The following is a 17,324-nucleotide window of genomic DNA, read 5'->3' as shown; positions in this document are numbered from 1 at the left end:
GATACCTTATAAGTAAGTATCCCGTAGATTAACTCTTTATTTGTTAAAACAAAATAGGACATCAGTTTTAATTGATAAAAATTGCTCGACTCCACTATTGTTATGTTGAATAGATTTATGAGGACTTCCTGATGAGGGTGTCCGTATTCTTATAAGTAACTAGTCGATTTCTCTATTCCGTTAATTCGGCCCTTCACCCATTCTCATTTTTCTCATTTATATCTAATTTTTGCAACTAGCTTGTGATTCAAATCAACAACCGTTCTCCTTATATAGATAAAAATTTTAGGAGGTTATTCTAGTGAATCAAGAGTCTCTAACCAAAGGGGCAGGTGTAGCTACAGCTTTTTTCCTCCTCATATTTTTGGGTATTAAAGGAAAATCTGTTAATGTCAGCCAATATCAAGAATATGCTGATTTAATCTCTAGTCAGGTCGAAAGTGATACAGAGGTTGAACTAGCATTACTAAAAGAACGCTACAAGCTGTTGAGAAATGATGAGCCACTAGCCGAAGCCTTGGCCGAAGAGCTGTCTATTCAGAAGGAGCTAGGTGAAAACATACCTAGTTTTATAGGGAAAGATGAGCAGGGTAAGCTGAAAAGCCTTATTAGTGGCAATGCTCAGGATCTAGAGAAAAAAACTGAGCTCGTTGAGCGGTTTCAGACCACTAATAACAAGCTACAGAATGCTCTTGAGCAGTTGCCTAGCCTGGTTAATGAATTAAAAAATACTGGTGATGCGGATCTTGAAAAACTCATCGATGATGTTTTGATCTACATCATGGCAACTGATGAGCAGCTGGTTGCCACCATTGAGGCAGAACTCAATACGGTCAAAGCAAAGCTCAATGCCGGTGAATTTTCGAGTGCGGAAGATGTGGCTCAGGTCGTAGAGCTGACTCAGACAGTTTTAGACAGTAAGCCTTCTGCCGATGCTCTGTTGGATCAGGCTGTTAATTTACCCTTGACGAGCAACATTCGCGAGCTAGAGAGTACTTTTGATGATGCCAGTCGCGCTGCCTTTAGACAGGTCGCTATATACAGAAATGCAGCCTATCTGGTTACGCTAGCGCTCATTGGTGTAATTGCCTATGGATTGGTTGCGCGACTGCGGCAGTCTACTCAGCGCACCACTAGTGTCCTAGAAAATATTACGGATGCATTTGTGGCTGTTGATCGCGCCTGGAAAGTTACCTATGTGAATGCTCAAGCTGCTGAGGTGCTTAAACGTAATATTCAAGGTCTTTTAGAGCAGGACTTCTGGAAGATTTTCCCTGAATCCTTGGGAGCTCGTTATGAGCAGCAATATCGCCGTGCCATGGCTGAGCAGACAGTTGTCAGCTTCGAAACCTACTATTCTCCTACTCAGCGTTGGTTGCAGGTCAGGGGGTACCCTGGTCGCGATGGGCTGTCCTTGTTTTTGCAGGATATAACGGAGCGTAAGCAAGCCGAAGAGCAGCTGATGGAGCTGAATCGAGACCTGGATAGCCGTGTGCAGGACCGGACAACCAAGCTGATGAAGGCCATGGAAGAGGCTGAAGAAGCTCGGGTAAAAGCAGAGGATGCCAATCGCTCTAAGAGTGAATTTTTGGCCAATATGAGCCACGAGCTGCGGACGCCTCTCAACGCCATCATTGGCTATAGCGAAATGCTTGAGGAAGAAGCCGCTGATGTCGGTGAGGATGATTTTGTCCCTGATCTACAAAAAATTCAAGGGGCTGGCAAACATCTGTTGGGGCTCATTAACTCAGTGCTAGACCTCTCTAAGATTGAAGCAGGTCGTATGGAGCTATTTTTAGAAGATGTTTCCATTAAAGATATGGTGGAAGACATCTCTGGCACGATTGTTCCTGTTGCCCATAAAAATAACAATCATCTGTCAATTTTTTGCCCGGATGATATTGGTAAATTACATGTAGATCAAACAAAACTGCGTCAGAGCTTGTTTAATCTGTTGAGTAATGCATGCAAGTTTACTGAGAATGGAGATATTACTTTAACAGTTGAGCAAATTTCTACGGTCGATAGTTCTGTATACGATGGCCCTTGGTTCCGTTTTATCGTTAGTGATACGGGCATTGGTATGAAGGATGATCAAATCGAGAAGATCTTTGATGCCTTTACCCAGGCAGATGCCTCCACTACCCGTAAATATGGTGGTACAGGTCTTGGCCTGGCGATTACTAAGCAGTTTATTACCATGATGGGGGGGGATATCTTTGTGGAGAGTGCCCATGGTCAGGGAACAACATTTTCTTTGGTCATTCCTCAAACGGTAACGTCGCCTAATCCAAAGGGTAAGCCCTTTTTTGCGCCCACAAGATCGTCGTCTGAAGGTGAGTTGGCTACAGTCAGTAATGCTCTGACTCATCAAACATCGCGCCAAACAGTTCTAGTGATTGATGATGACGAAGATGCCCGTGAGATCTTGCGTCGCTCCCTCAATGAGGCGGGTTACGAAGTTGTCTGTGCGGCTACTGGTGAACAAGGTCTGGCTCTAGCGGGCGAATTGTTGCCTGATGCCATTACGCTGGATGTAATGATGCCACAAATGGATGGCTGGTCAGTGCTAAGACAGCTCAAAGAAATGCCAGGTGTTGCGGAAATTCCGGTGATCTTATTGTCAATTGTAGATGACCGTCCTATGGGACATAGCTTGGGGGCAGCTGACTATCTTACTAAGCCTATCGATCGCAAGCGGTTACTCAGTGTTTTAGAAACGCATCTTTCGGACCAAACCTCTCCTACTATTTTAGTAGTGGAAGATGATGTCAACGCTCGGGAGATTATGGGGCGCTTTTTACAACGACAAGATTGGACTGTTGAATTAGCGTCTAATGGACGTGAAGCGTTGCAGTATCTAGATGACAATCTACCCAATCTAATTGTGTTGGATTTGATGATGCCTGAAATGGATGGCTTCGAGTTTATCCAGGTGCTGCGACAAAATTCTGAATGGCAAAATATACCTGTCATTGTTGTAACAGCGAAAGCGTTGACCGCTAGCGATCAGCAACAGCTAGATGGTGTGGCTCGGGTGTATCAAAAGGCCGATCTCAATCGTCAAGAGCTTTTGACTGAGCTACAGGCGATGGTTTCGACTAAGGCAGTCTCGATGCCTAATACAACAGATTCAGTCTCTAGCACCGATAGGGTGTCTAGTGCATCTGATTAACCCGGTAGTGATTGTAGGCTGAGGTTAATTGAGGGGATTATGGCAAGAATCTTATTGGTTGAAGATAACGAACTAAATCGAGATATGTTAAGTCGACGCCTTCGTCGTCGTGGATATGAGCTGGCGGTTGCGGTAGATGGTGCTGAAGCGATTGCGATCGCATCTGCTCAGCCATTTGATCTGATTCTTATGGACATGAGTTTGCCCGTCATTGATGGTTGGGAGGCGACCAGGCGTTTAAAGGCCCAATCCCATACACAGGATGTTCCCATCATTGCTTTGACGGCCCATGCTATGCGGGGTGATCGAGATCAGGCTCTAGCCGCAGGCTGTGACGACTATGACACCAAACCTATTGATCTAAAAAGGTTGTTGGGAAAGATCAAGGCATTTTTATCTGCTGAACAATTATCAACCGCTTCAGATACTCCCAAGGCTAAAGTCGTTACCGAAAACACTGCTGCACCCGTTATTCCCATTGCGCCCGTTACCCCCATTACTGCGCCTGCGGCCTCGGTAACGCCGATTACACCAACGCCAACGACTCCAGCTGCGCCCATTACACCCATTGCTCCGGTGACGCCGATTGCCTCACCTACAGCTTCGGTGACGCCGATTGCACCAACAACAACGACTCCAGTTACTGATAATGACTCAGATCAGTCTGATGCTACGCCGATCGCGCCGGTTACTCCAATCACGTCTGATGTTGTCTCTGGAGAGCCGGTTACACCTGTTATTCAATCGACAGATGACGTTGAGCAACCAGTGACACCAGCGGCTGACAAACCCCATAATGCCTTTAGTGGTCTGCCTATTCTGGTGGTTGACGATAACGAAGACAACCGCGATATGCTGAGTCGTCGCCTTAACCGTCGTGGTTATCAATCAGTAGTCGTGGATAGTGGTGAGGCAGCTTTAGACTACATTCAAAGTCATCAAAATGTAGCTCTAGTCTTGTTGGATATCATGATGCCGGGTATCGATGGCATTGAGACCCTACGTCAGATCCGGCAAACCTATTCTCGTAATCAGCTACCTGTGTTGATGGTGACAGCAAAGGCCCAAAGCGATGACATGGTGAGGGCCTTTGAACTAGGTGCCAACGATTACATTACTAAGCCCATCGATTTTGCTGTCACCTTAGCGCGTGTTGAGACACAGCTAGCCATTATCAAAGCCACACAACCAGTACCCCAGCCATCTGAACCTAAACCTCAGGCAGCTGAATTAAACCGTGATGTTCAGCCCCTTAAAGCGGTCGACTCACCCCCGTTTGGCATGCAACCAGCCGCCGCCAATATTTCACTGGTGCCTAAAACGGCCTTCTCAAGATTTGCGGCACAACGCTATCAAGTTCAATATTTTCTGCGCCAAGAACCTTTAGGGCCGATTTCTATTGCCTTAGATAAACACACTAATTCTTTAGTCCTATTGCAGACGCTACGGGCGTACTCCCCAGACACCGCCGACCTTTTAAAGCGGGTAATGGAAAAAGAAACGGAAAAGTTTGAGCCCCTGCGTTCCCTGTTTCCAGGCTATACCTACGGTCAAGTAGATAATACGTTCTACATTATCCATGGCCTGGGAGATACCTTCAATCAGGACCAACTGCTCCAGGCAAAGTTGCAAACCCCCTGGCCCATTGAGTCAGTTCTACTGTTAATGGATCGTTTATTAGAACAGGTTGGAATATTTCATCGGCATAAGCAAGTCCACGCTGGCTTAAGGGATGACTCTTTTATTCAAAGCAGTAGTCGAGAAAACCTAGACCAATCTATGGTGCTTGTTGATAGTGGCCTTGGCAAACGCGTCATGATTGGTGTTAGTCAGCAGTCTGCAGAATATCGTAAGCAGTTGTTAATGCAGCGAGACTATCAACCATTAGAGCAACGTATTGGTCGTCCAGCCATGAGTAGTGATGTCTATGCCCTTGGTTTGATTGGTTTGCAGGCGCTGACTGGCCAATCTATAGATCAGCTCACGCTACCAACAGTTAGTGGTGATTTGCAGTGGCGTCAGTTTGCTTCTATCCCAGAGGCTGTAGGCGATTGGTTTGATAAACTCATTCAACAGAACCAGGGCAAGCGATTTGAAAATGCTATGGTTGCACGTACAGCATTGCGTCCCCATTTGCAGCCCTACTTGGCTGAACCTGGTTAGATCCTGATTCTTTCAGACTTAAAAAATTAGGTATAGCGCTTCTTTCTATAACTGAGGTGGCTTTTCGGCCTCCTCAGTTTTTGCTGTATGTGCGCAGCAAAAGTTAGTGAACGTTCAGTCGCTGTTGTTGCTTTTTGTAAAATATTGCAGACGGCTGCAGAATCTTTGAAATTTTATCTGATGAATTTACAGCTATGTAAATTTGATAGATGGGAAAATGCTGATGCGGGCAATTCTCAGATGGAGTAAACCAGATCTATCCATGAATGACTCCCCAGATGAATTACGTCGGTTGGCATGTGAAGCCTGTTGTCACCACTGTGGTAGTGCAGAACGCCAGCGATATTTAACTCAGCTAATTCGTTTGGTCAAACCTCGTCTGTGGTATGACCATAGCGCATACTATCAAGATGCCCTCCAACAAACATGGATCTATCTTTGTCAGAATCTATGTGAGGGTAAAACAGCTAAGCCGTATGATCCAGAAATTGCCAGTGTAGTGACCTGGTTAAATGCCTATCTCAAGTTTCGTTTACTAGATTTTGAGCAACTTGTTCAAGCAGACCGCAAGCGATACATTTCTGCTTATAACGAAGAAGGCGGCACTACCGCTATTGTTGAAAAGTTAACTGCTAAACCCGAGATCCCACCAATTTTAGAGAGGGTGCAGGACTGGTTAGAACAAAATATGGATGAACTATGTCGGATTCACATTGCTAATCATCCGACCATTAACTGCTATGAGATGATCCGCAGACGACTACCGCCAGAAACACCTTGGCATGCTTTAGAAAAAGAGTTTGATGTTTCTTATAAAACCCTTGAAAGCTTTTACCGCCGTCAATGTAAACCTCGCTTACGCGAGTTTGGTCGTGCTGAGGGGCACTTGAATTCTTAGTAACATTTTTTATTTAAAACAATGACTGCCAACATATATCGGAGACTTTACCTATGAGCTATATGCAACAGAGTGGTAACGCAGCTAGTCTGATTTGGCCGATTACACAACAGGGTAAAAGAATTGCTCAACAGTTTGCTCAAGAACATACTCAAGCAAGGATTTCTGAGAGGGTGAGACGGAATACCCTGGCAGTTTGGGTAATGCATGATTTTTTAAGTGCTCTAGGTGTCCCCACTGATTTGAACCACAGTGATAGTTGGAATCCAGTACTTCAGTTAACAGAAGATGTTGCTGATTTAGTGATTCCCAGGGTAGGCCGCCTGGAATGTCGTCCCGTTTTGTCAGGGGATATTACCCTGCCTCTGGAAGTTCTCACAGAACGCATTGGTTATGTGGCTGTTGCACTGGATGAAGTAGCAGGTGAAGCTTCACTGTTAGGCTTTGGTACTGAGGTTTCGTCAACGTATCCGTATTTGAGATTAGCCCAGCTTCGATCCATGGATGACTTGCCAGTACATCTTGACCAATTTGGTCAAAGCCAATCTGGTCAACTGTCATCTCAGCTAACTTGCCTTGGCCAGTGGTTGGAGGGGCAGGTTGAAGATGGCTGGCAATTAGCAGAAGATTTATTAGCTCAATATCTATGGGTACCAGCATTTAGGCAAGGCGGGCAGACAGCTCAGAGAGAGACACCTGTCCAGGTAAAACGGGCTAAACCATTAGACTTAAATTTAACCTTGGGTACGGAACAGGTTGCGCTGGTGCTTGATGTGCAACAAGAAAGTGCAACAGTTGTGAATATTGCTATGCGTCTCTATCCCATGGGGGAAAACGTGTATTTGCCTCAGGGACTTATTGTAACGGTGCTAGATGAGGCAGGTACTGTATGTTTAACGGCTCAGGCTCGTAGCGTAGATAATTACCTTCAACTTTATTTTCGAGGCTGTCCAGGAGAGCCTTTCACAATCCGCATTGACTTGGACGATGCATCGGTAGTGGAGAACTTTTTGATTTGATTGCTACTCAAATTACACCATAGTCAACTCTGGTTTTTGAATAAGATATGAGCCAGCATTCTAATACAGAATGCTGGCTCACCGATACTTTGTTGTCAAACAGCTTATTAGACAGCTGCAGTGGCAAAGTAGGAGTCTTGTTCAGATCGCAATTTGTCGCAGAAACGTCCTTCTGGCAAGATAATATCGTCGTAGGTTAAAACGGTATCCTTGGCAACAGGACGCTTGAGTTTACAGCCTTCTGCAAGACCCATGGGCAATAAATTTTCTGATAGAGCTACATCAGAATTTTCGCACTGACCGTAGGTCATGTAGTAGCCGATGCCATCCAGAGTTTCCCCTTCTTTGAGGTCGATTTTGGCTGTCGCCACGACATCCACCATGGGTTTTCCTAGGGGAGCCATGACGGCATCGTTAAATAGGGCAGCACGGGCCAAAGAGAGGGGCACCTCAAAATGGCAGATGTGATAAGGGGTATAGAAGCTATATAGGGGACCCTCACCACGTTTGTAGTAGTTTAGATAGTGCTGATGTTTGGGATCTTCGTTGGTGGCATAAATAAATACACCAGCTGCAGGCTGGGCGCCAACAACATAATCAACTATTCCCCCTAGAGACTTCAGCTGGTCTACATCGTATAGGTGGGTCATGTCATCCACATGGCCACGGAAGTCATAGCCTAACATTCCACGCTGGGCGACTTTCATGCCGGTAGCGTTGGCTACAATTGCCTGCTCAAAAGAGATTTTAGTACCGTCTGCAAAGCTGGTTACCATGTAGGCTGCCTGCTTCCACTTGGCGGCAAAACTCGCCTGAGTCGTAGGGTTCCGATAGCGGTCTTGGAGGCCTTTAATATTGCCACAGAGGAGAGGCGTAAAGCCAATGCTCTTGACATAGCGATAGAGGTTCATCTCTACACCTGGCTGGTCTCCATCACAGTTAGATAGCACAACACCAGCTCGGTCAGCGTAAACCTTAAGCATTGGGCCCACAGTACCATCAAGCTCTGCGTTCATTAGAACAACATGCTTTTTGTTGTTGATGGCTTCCATCACAATCTGAGCACCAAACTCAATTGTGCCGGTGACTTCTACCAATGCATCGATGTTTTCTGCTTTGCACAGCAGAGATGCATCTTCGGTGACGGCGGGCTTGCCTTTGTTGATGGCGTCTTCTAGCTCGGCTACCGTTTTAACGGTCTGAAAATGATCAAGGCCAGCTTCTTCGTAAGCGCGCTTAGCACCGTCTAGACTGCGGTTATAAACAGCTACTAGTTCCATGCCAGGAACGGAGTGGATAATTTGGTTGGCAATGCCGCGTCCCATAAAGCCTGCACCGATCATGCCCACGCGGACAGGATTGCCTGCTTCTGCACGGGCTTTTAGGGCTGTATCGACAATAATCATGATGGGGCTCCTACTGAAACGGGTTGATCACTTTGCTGGTCGGTTAACAGCGGCCAGTTGGCATCTTTGTTAGAAATAGTTGTTACTGGTAAGGGCCAGTCAATGGCTAGTTTGGGATCGCTGTAACGTAAGCCTCGCTCGTAGCCGGGGGTATAAAATTCGGTAACCTGGTAGGTCACTTCCGCATTGTCGGTCAGGGTTTGGTAGCCGTGGGCGAACATTTCGGGGACGTATAGCGCACGTCTGTTGTCGGCAGTTAGCTCCACACCGACATGGCATAGGTATGTGGGTGAATCTTTGCGCAGATCAACGATAACGTCATAGATTGCGCCTTGAGTGCAGCGTACCAGTTTGGTTTCCGTAGCAGGGGGAATCTGGAAGTGCATGCCCCGCAGGGTGCCTTTTTTGTAGTTAAAAGACATATTGCACTGGGCTACGACTGGTTTGAGACCCCGCTCTTCAAACTCTTGTGCACAGAAGGTGCGGGCAAAAAATCCTCGATCATCTTTGAGGAGCTCAAGGTCAATAATATAGACCCCCTGAATGGAGGTTTCGTTAAAAATCATAGGTGTCGACTATCTGTGAACAGATACTTATAAAAAAGGTTAGAGCAATGCATGGGAGGATGGCTGTGGCCCACCCTCCAGATTTATTTAACCTGCTTTCAGTGCTTCATAGCGTTGAATCTGCGCTATGGTCATCTGATGCATGTCATCTTCCCTGATGTATCCGTGATACCATTCAACGATCCAATCTAGAGTTGTTGCTAGATCTAGTTTTGGTGCCCACTTGAGACGACTTTTCGCTTTGGAGCAGTCTAACTTAAGATACGTTGCTTCGTGGGGATTAACTTTGGTGTCTAGTTGCCAACTAGCACCATCTCCCCACAGTTGAGTTAACTGTTCTGTAATCCAGGATACGGGGCGGGCATCGCTGTCGTTAGGGCCAAAGTTCCAGCCTTCTGCTAAGTCAGTGCCACTGTCCCACATCTGCTCCGCTAGGGTCATGTAGCCGTTGAGGGGCTCTAGCACATGCTGCCAGGGACGAATTGCATTTGGGCTACGGATCAGGACAGGCTCACCGGCGATAATGGCGCGAATAATATCAGGAATTAGGCGGTCACCGGCCCAGTCTCCACCACCAATGACATTACCCGCTCTGACGCTGGACAAACCGACGCCGTGCTCAGCGTAGTTGTCTTTGTTGAAGTAGGAATTGCGATAAGCAGAGGCAACTAACTCAGCACATCCCTTACTGTTGGAATAAGGATCGTGCCCTCCCATGGCTTCATTTTCGCGATAACCCCAAACCCATTCCCGGTTTTCGTAGCATTTGTCGCTGGTAATGTTTACGACTACACGGGTACTATCGGTTTGCCGTACAGCTTCTAGCAGGTGAACGGTGCCCATGACATTGGTGGCATAGGTCTCTACAGGATTTTTGTAGGAGTAGCGCACCAGTGGCTGAGCCGCCATATGGAAAATAATCTCGGGTTTGTGGGATGCGATCGCATCTTGCAAACTCACCAGATCTCTCACATCGCCTTCAATGGACATCATGCCATTGCCCACCTTCGCCACCTCAAACAGACTCGGTGAGGTAGGAGGATTCAACGCATAGCCAACAACTTCAGCACCGAGTTGTTGCAACCAGAGAGATAACCAACTACCCTTAAATCCTGTGTGACCAGTTACAAAAACTCGCTTACCGCGCCAAAAATCAGCATTCATAACTGTTCCTTCAATACAGTAAAAAATCTAATGTTGCCGACATACGACAATGAAAAACTCGTGCAGGAGCGCTAAGTCGTTAGTAGACTTAGGCTCCTAGGTAAGAAAGACTGATATCTGGTGTAGATATCAGTCTTAGATATTTATGGGTTACCAGCTCTTCCAAGGTGCTTCATTAGCCTGCCAAAGCTTTTCTAGGTAGCGCTTGTCCCGCAGGGTATCCATGGGCTGCCAGAAACCATCATGCTTATAGGCCGAAAGCTCTTCCATGTGGGCTAGCTTTTGCAGGGGCTCCTTCTCCCAAGAGATTGAGTCATCGTCAATGTAGTCAATGACTTGAGGATTAAGGACAAAAAAGCCACCGTTGATCCAGGCACCGTCGCCTTCAGGCTTCTCATGGAACTTGGTGATTTTAGTTTGCTCTTGACCTAGGGAAATAGCACCAAATCTGCCAGGAGGCTGAACAGCTGTCAATGTCGCCAATGTTCCCTGTTGCTTGTGGAATTCGATGAGCTCAGTCACGTTCACACTGGAAACGCCGTCCCCGTAGGTAAAGCAGAAATCTTCACTGCCAAGATGCTCTCTTACCCGCTTGAGACGACCACCGGTCATGGTGGAATCACCCGTGTCCACTAGAGTTACACGCCAGGGCTCTGCTTTACCTGCATGAACATTCATTTGGTTAAACCGCATGTCAAAGGTGACATCTGACATGTGGAGGAAATAATTAGCAAAATATTCCTTGATGACATAGCCCTTATAACCACAGCAGACAATAAAGTCATTAATCCCGTGTTGGGAATAGATCTTCATGATGTGCCAAAGAATGGGCTTACCACCAATCTCGACCATAGGTTTCGGTTTAATAGCGGTTTCTTCGCTGAGACGAGTCCCCAAACCACCAGCTAGAATGACAGCTTTCATATAGTTAATAGTTAATAAATTAACGAACACCTTTGATGACATTAATGGCGTACTGACATAACAAACACCATTGGCAAGTGGGCTTCTTTAACGAAACTCCACATACAACAGATCATCCATAAAGGAGTGATAGAAAAATGCCTGTTCAGCACTTTATGTTTAACTCCTGAAGTCCTGTCTCGTCCGGAACCTTATGTAGCTTTACCAGTCCCTCACTTTCCCTAGGTGGGTAAATGTATTGACTGATGAGCTGCTCGATATGTACTTTTATCAAGACTTGGGTTCTGATTGTCTGACCAACTATCCCTGAAGACTTGGTCAAGAAAAAATCAATGTATCTCCGATGTATTGTTCACTACACTGATACGCCTAATTCAAGGGTTCCCCGAAAATCAAAGAATTCTTGATTCTTTAATAAAGCAAGAACGTATAAAGAATAGTTGTTTAAACACCCACGAGGCGTGGGCGGTGACTGAGTCACCGCCCACGCCTCGTGCACTTGTTTTTTACTAGTGCTCAAAAATATTTGGATACTGGTGTAGATCCAACTGGATAAAGGTGGGCAAACACTGGAAACAGGCCTCGGCCAGGTGCCACCGTCCTTCCCGCTGGAGCATTAGCGTGAGTTGCTTTGACAGTTCATGGAGATAACGAACGTCGTTAGCGGCATAGGCTAACTGCTCATCGCTTAGATCCTGCACATTTCCCCAGTCAGAGCTTTGGGCACTCTTATCAAGTTCTACACCAGCGATTTCTTTGACGAGTTCCTTCAAGCCGTGTCGAGGACTGTAGGTGCGAGCTAGTTTGCTGGCAATTTTGGTGCAGAATACTGGGCTCACATCAATGCATAGATGGTGTTTGAGTGTGGCCATGTCAAACCGAGCGAAATGAAAAATCTTGAGAATACTGGAGGTTTCGAGCAGTAATTTTAGGTTGGGGGCGCTGGTTTGTCCCCGTTCGATGCGCACCGCTGATGTGTACCCGGTAGTATCACAGAGTTGCACTAGACATAGCCGATCGCGTAGGGGGTTAAGCCCCATGGTTTCAGTATCGATAGCGATGGCATCGGATGATAAATAACGTTCCAGTAGCGACTTGGGAATGTCGCGATCGCAAACCTCAAAGTTTTCCAAGTTAAGAATTTCCTGTGATTACATCAGCATTTAGAGTACTGGAGTGTTGAGTGATAGATTTGCGTTACGGTGCGCCGCTAAGGTGTTAGCCAGCTAAACCCCTAACATTCAAAATCCACCACTCAACACTCAAACGTTCTCTAACTATCAAACTTCAGCACTTTAGCGACAGTCTGCACATCCTTATCGCCTCGTCCAGAGCAATTAAGCACAATTTTTGGACTGCCGTCTAACTGAGGGCAGAGCTTTTCAAGATAGGCAAAGGCGTGGGCTGTTTCCAGGGCTGGAATAATGCCTTCCCGTTGCGACAGCAGCTGAAAAGCATCCAGGGCTTCTTGATCGGTGACTCCGTAGTATTCTGCACGGCCAATTTCCTTCAGATAGCTGTGCTCAGGACCAACACCGGGGTAGTCAAGACCGGCGCTGATGGAGTGGGGTTCGATCACCTGGCCATCGCTATCTTGCAGTAGGAAGCTCATGGCTCCATGGAGCACACCCACCCGCCCTGCGGTGAGGGTGGCTGCATGTTTACCTGTGCTTACACCTTCACCGGAGGCTTCTATGCCAATCATGCGTACAGAGGGCTCATTGATGAAATCATGGAATAGCCCCATGGCATTGGAGCCACCACCGACACAGGCAACCAAAATATCGGGTAGCCCCCCCCATTTTTCCTGGCACTGGGTCCGGGTTTCTTGGCCGATGATGGCGTGGAATTCGCGCACAATCATGGGGTAAGGGTGGGGGCCAGCCACCGAGCCCAAAATGTAGTGGGTGCTCTCCACGTTGGTAACCCAGTCGCGAATCGCTTCAGAGGTGGCATCTTTGAGGGTGCCGGTGCCGGAGCTAACGGGCTGTACCGTGGCTCCCATCAGGCGCATACGGAATACGTTTAGGGCTTGGCGTTCCATGTCATGAACGCCCATATAAATCACACATTCGATGCCAAACCGGGCGCAGACGGTGGCTGTGGCCACACCATGCTGACCGGCACCGGTTTCAGCAATAATGCGCTTTTTGCCCATACGCTTGGCTAGCAAAACCTGGCCAAGGGCGTTGTTGATTTTGTGAGCTCCAGTGTGGTTCAGGTCTTCGCGCTTGAGATAGATCTGCGGGCCGCTGCCGTCGGGGCGGGCATAGTATTCGGTGAGGCGCTCTGCAAAATATAGGGGATTGGCTCGACCGACGTAATCCTTTAGAAGTCCGTTGAGCTCTGCCTGAAAGCCAGCTTCATCGCGGTAGGCATAAAACGCTTCCTCCAGCTCCACTAGGGCAGGCATCAGAGTTTCAGGAACATACTTACCGCCAAAGCGGCCAAAGCGGCCTAATTTATCGGGGCGCACCTCAGGTGCGGTCAGTTCGGCAGAAACGGAAGAAGAAAGCGGAGTGGCTGTCACGGTGGTTGCGAGTTAAATCGGGTGATTGGTAAGCAGGCTTGAACCTGGTGAAAACGTTGGGAAACGTCAGATTTCTTGCCAGGCAGCAGGTTTCATTATAAGTAATTGGGAGCGCTACGCATCTTAGACGATTCACAACGTAAACCTGTGGTGATTAAACCGTTGACTGTTAAGGGGACAACTCAGCTACTTGGTGTCATTGGCTATCCAGTCAAACATTCGATGTCGCCAATTATGCATAATGCTGCGATCGCAACCCTGGGTTTAGACTATGTCTATCTGCCATTTCCCATTGCTCCCGACCAGCTAAAAACAGCAATCGATGGCTTTGCTGCCGTTGGCTTAAAGGGCTTTAACATCACCATCCCTCACAAGCAAACCATCATGCCCTTGCTGACCGACGTCTCAGAGGTTGCCCAGGCCATTGGGGCGGTCAATACCGTGTGGTGGAGTGATCAAGGTTGGTGCGGTACCAATACGGACGCCGCTGGCTTTATTGCACCGCTGAAAGCCCTGAGTCGGGATTGGAGCCATGCACCAGCCCTCATTCTGGGTAATGGTGGGGCTGCCCGTGCCGTTGTGGCCGCTTGTCATCAGCTCGGTTGCTCCAACGTGTTAGTGGTGGGGCGCAGTGCCGATAAACTGGCCGCATTTGCCCAAAGTTGGGAGATGTCTCCGCTACAGCCCAATCTATCTGTTCATACTTGGGATCGATTAGACGAGCTTTTGCCAATGGCCGGTCTGGTGGTTAATGCCACACCCATCGGCATGGCTCCTAAGATTGAAGCTTCTCCCCTAACGGACGGGCAGATGGCCTTACTCCCCAGTCAGACCATTGCGTACGATTTAATCTATGTGCCACGGCCTACACGGTTTTTACAACAGGCTAGTGCGGCTGGTCTGGTCACCTTCGATGGGTTAGAAATGCTCGTGCAGCAGGGGGCTGCAGCTCTAGAAATATGGACTCAGCAATCCCCCCCTGTGGATGTGATGCGGCAGGCGTTGTTAGAGCACGTGTTCTAAATTCGGCACTAGCCCTCGGCACTAGCCCTCGGCACTAGATAAAGATACGCAGCCCACTAGGGTTGGGTTTGATTGTGATTTGGACTGAATTACCGACGGCAAAACGGGACGGGGTGCGAGCTTGCAAATTGCCCTGGGTAGGGTGGGTGAGGGTGTATTTGTATTCACGACCCAGAAACTCGCGATCGCAAATAATCAGAGCAGTTTCATTCGTCGCTACCGAGCTGAGATGCAGCTCTTCTTGACGCAACATGAGTGTACCTGTGTCAGCCTCAGTCGGTTGCACCATGGACTCGTCCACCAGCCCCAAGGCCGTTTGCCAGCCGCCTGCTGAGCGATGGGCCTCGATAAAGTTAGCCTGGGTCACAAAATCTGCAACAAATCTAGAGGCAGGCTGTCTGTAAATTTCTTCAGGACTTCCCAGTTGCTCGATATGCCCAGATCGCATGACAGCCACCCGATCAGCAATGGCTAAGGCCTCTTGTTGGTCGTGGGTGACAAAGATGCCCGAAGCGCCCACCCCCTTAAGGATGTTGCGGACCTCCTGACGCAAATAAAGCCGCACCTGTACATCCAGGTTGCTGAAGGGCTCATCTAGTAAAACCAAGGAGGGGCGAGGGGCCAAGGCGCGAGCCAAAGCCACCCGCTGCTGCTGTCCCCCAGATAGTTCATGGGGATAACGGCGCTCAAACCCATTCAAGCCTACGAGGCTGATGGCCTCTTGGGCCAAGGTTTGCATTTGTTTTTTAGGCATGCGTCGATGACGCCTGAGATGCTTAAGTCCAAAGGCAACATTGTCCAGGACGCATAGATGGGGAAATAGGGCATAGTCCTGAAAGACAATCCCCACATCACGACGTTCGGGTGGCACCACTACACCTTGACCACACACCGGTTGCTCTGCCAGCTTAATCCACCCCTGATCAGATGCTTCAAACCCTGCAATGGTTCTCAACAAGGTGGTTTTACCACAGCCTGACGGTCCTAACAGGGCCAATAATTCTCCCTGGCACAGTTCTAAACTGACCTGATTGATAGCCGGTATTGTCTGCTGTGGATACTGTTTTGTGACCTCATGCAGTTGCAATACGGTGGACAAAGCCGTTGATGTCAAATCAGAAACCTGTGAAGCCGTGGGCATAAGGACTAGAGCAAAAGAATTAGCGATATTGGCGGAAGGCACTATTGAGATTAGAGCGCAATAACACCCCCGGTAATCATCATATAGCTATGCATAACTTCTGCCTTATTTCCTATTATTTATTCCCCATTAATGAATGCCGACATTGCTGGGCCTCGGTATGACTATTAGTTGTGAAACACTGTCAAATAGCAATCGCTTTAGACCAGTGCATTCCCTAAATTAGCAATCGCTATACCTGAAATTTATTTATTGCATGACTGGCTTATTCAAACTGGGCAATAACCACAGTTTTTTTTATCAAAGAATCGAAAATGTTGGTTTGTAGGCAAAATTACATTTGGTGAGTTTATTCACCCCAATTAAAACGGAGATAGCAAAATGAAGATTCGTGCAATTCAGTTATTTTTGAGCCTGGGTGTGGCTGCAACAGTTGCTGCCTGTGGTGGTGGCACTGTGCAAGATGCTGGCGATGCCGCTGGCGATGCGGTCGATGCTGCTGGTGAAACAGTAGATGCTGCTGGCGATGCCGCTGGCGATGCCGTAGATGCTGCCGGTGATGCGGTCGATGCTGCTGGTGATGCCGCTGGCGATGCGGTCGATGCTGCTGGTGATGCCGCTGGTGAAGTTAAAGAAACCGTCGAGGGTGCTGTAGAAGACGCCAAGGATGCTGTTACTGGCGAAGGCGGCGAAGGCGGCGAAGGCGGCGAAGGTGGCGAAGGTGGCGAAGGTTAAGCGTTGACGCCAGTTTATCGCTGGGTGCCCATGGTTCACAATATTAGTGATGATTACTGAACGCTATAAGTAGCATCAGCTATGGGTGCCGCAAACGGCTTTTGGTGCGGCTTCTCCTTTGGAGAGATGCATTCAGCCGTTTGCCATAGCTGTTAGGGAGTGTCTACCAAACGGTGTTGGAGAGGGCTGAAACCCTTGATTTTTTATTAAAAATTAGCGATTGACACAAAACTCTGGACATTCCTACTCAGTTGCCTCCAATTAACTCTGATAAAAATGAAAGGGTTCTGACGTTAGCGTTGGCACCCTTTCATTTTTCATGGGCAAAGAATGATGGATATTGCATGTCCGTTTTGTAGTGCATGCCTGGCATGAATCCTTACAGCAGTGGCGATTAGATACCTCCTAAATTTAGGAAATATCAGCCTATGATTGATGCACATTGGCCATTATGGCGGGTGGTTTGCTCTAAAGATGGTTGAAAACTCCTGCAAAATCTCCGCCTTGGGTGTGAAAGAAAGCCCTACAATGATTTGGATTTGTTGATCCGAGTCCTGAATGATAGGACTCTCTAATTTGT

The 17,324-nt window shown here is 47.8% G+C and carries 13 protein-coding genes; 6 read left to right on the top strand and 7 right to left on the bottom strand.

Annotation, left to right across the window (positions count from 1 at the left end):
• Positions 1-301: 301 nt before the first annotated feature.
• The 4 genes from SPB21_RS14595 (at position 302) to SPB21_RS14580 (ending at position 7,255) form a co-directional block, all read left to right on the top strand.
• On the top strand, positions 302-3,175 hold the full coding sequence (locus SPB21_RS14595) for a response regulator (RefSeq protein WP_499867001.1): 2,874 nt from the start codon (positions 302-304) through the stop codon (positions 3,173-3,175).
• 39 nt (positions 3,176-3,214) lie between these two features.
• Complete coding sequence (locus tag SPB21_RS14590; RefSeq protein WP_499867000.1) at positions 3,215-5,338, top strand: response regulator; 2,124 nt, start codon at positions 3,215-3,217, stop codon at positions 5,336-5,338.
• Positions 5,339-5,600: 262 nt separating this feature from the next.
• Positions 5,601-6,236: a sigma-70 family RNA polymerase sigma factor gene (locus tag SPB21_RS14585; RefSeq protein WP_163660829.1), complete on the top strand. Its 636-nt coding sequence runs from the start codon at positions 5,601-5,603 to the stop codon at positions 6,234-6,236.
• A 53-nt stretch (positions 6,237-6,289) separates the two neighbouring features.
• Positions 6,290-7,255 (top strand): DUF1822 family protein, encoded by a 966-nt coding sequence (locus SPB21_RS14580; RefSeq protein WP_499866999.1) that lies wholly within the window; start codon positions 6,290-6,292, stop codon positions 7,253-7,255.
• Between the two features lie 107 nt (positions 7,256-7,362).
• On the opposite strand, the gene SPB21_RS14575 is transcribed toward SPB21_RS14580, so the two are convergent.
• From SPB21_RS14575 to trpB, 6 genes are all read right to left on the bottom strand, one after another.
• The gene (locus SPB21_RS14575; RefSeq protein WP_163660833.1) at positions 7,363-8,661 is read right to left on the bottom strand and encodes an NAD(P)H-dependent oxidoreductase; all 1,299 of its coding nucleotides are present in this window, start codon (positions 8,659-8,661) and stop codon (positions 7,363-7,365) included.
• Positions 8,658-9,227 carry a dTDP-4-dehydrorhamnose 3,5-epimerase gene (rfbC, locus tag SPB21_RS14570; RefSeq protein WP_163660835.1) on the bottom strand — a complete coding sequence of 190 codons (570 nt, stop codon included), beginning with the start codon at positions 9,225-9,227 and terminating at the stop codon, positions 8,658-8,660. The genes SPB21_RS14575 and rfbC overlap by 4 nt, the downstream gene beginning before the upstream one ends.
• A gap of 87 nt (positions 9,228-9,314) precedes the next feature.
• The gene (gene rfbG / locus SPB21_RS14565; RefSeq protein WP_163660837.1) at positions 9,315-10,391 is read right to left on the bottom strand and encodes a CDP-glucose 4,6-dehydratase; all 1,077 of its coding nucleotides are present in this window, start codon (positions 10,389-10,391) and stop codon (positions 9,315-9,317) included.
• A 150-nt stretch (positions 10,392-10,541) separates the two neighbouring features.
• On the bottom strand, positions 10,542-11,315 hold the full coding sequence (gene rfbF / locus SPB21_RS14560) for a glucose-1-phosphate cytidylyltransferase (RefSeq protein ID WP_036018417.1): 774 nt from the start codon (positions 11,313-11,315) through the stop codon (positions 10,542-10,544).
• Positions 11,316-11,824: 509 nt separating this feature from the next.
• Complete coding sequence (locus SPB21_RS14555; protein ID WP_163660839.1) at positions 11,825-12,448, bottom strand: ribonuclease H-like domain-containing protein; 624 nt, start codon at positions 12,446-12,448, stop codon at positions 11,825-11,827.
• Between the two features lie 140 nt (positions 12,449-12,588).
• Positions 12,589-13,845 (bottom strand): tryptophan synthase subunit beta, encoded by a 1,257-nt coding sequence (trpB, locus tag SPB21_RS14550; RefSeq protein WP_499866998.1) that lies wholly within the window; start codon positions 13,843-13,845, stop codon positions 12,589-12,591.
• Positions 13,846-13,992: 147 nt separating this feature from the next.
• Here trpB and SPB21_RS14545 point away from each other — a divergent pair, with 147 nt between their 5' ends.
• Complete coding sequence (locus SPB21_RS14545) at positions 13,993-14,868, top strand: shikimate dehydrogenase (protein ID WP_163702497.1); 876 nt, start codon at positions 13,993-13,995, stop codon at positions 14,866-14,868.
• A 34-nt stretch (positions 14,869-14,902) separates the two neighbouring features.
• Here the strand turns inward: SPB21_RS14545 and SPB21_RS14540 are convergent, their stop codons facing one another.
• A complete protein-coding gene (locus tag SPB21_RS14540; protein WP_163702498.1) occupies positions 14,903-16,009 on the bottom strand; it encodes an ABC transporter ATP-binding protein in 1,107 nt (368 codons plus the stop codon).
• A gap of 381 nt (positions 16,010-16,390) precedes the next feature.
• Between SPB21_RS14540 and SPB21_RS14535 the strand changes: the two genes are divergently transcribed.
• Positions 16,391-16,744 carry a hypothetical protein gene (locus SPB21_RS14535; protein ID WP_163660847.1) on the top strand — a complete coding sequence of 118 codons (354 nt, stop codon included), beginning with the start codon at positions 16,391-16,393 and terminating at the stop codon, positions 16,742-16,744.
• The last annotated feature ends 580 nt before the right edge of the window (positions 16,745-17,324 follow it).

Origin of the sequence: Leptothoe sp. ISB3NOV94-8A, assembly GCF_043421595.1 — a bacterium.
Lineage (GTDB): Bacteria > Cyanobacteriota > Cyanobacteriia > Phormidesmidales > Phormidesmidaceae > Leptothoe > Leptothoe turfae.
This window is presented reverse-complemented; position numbering and strand designations above follow the sequence as displayed.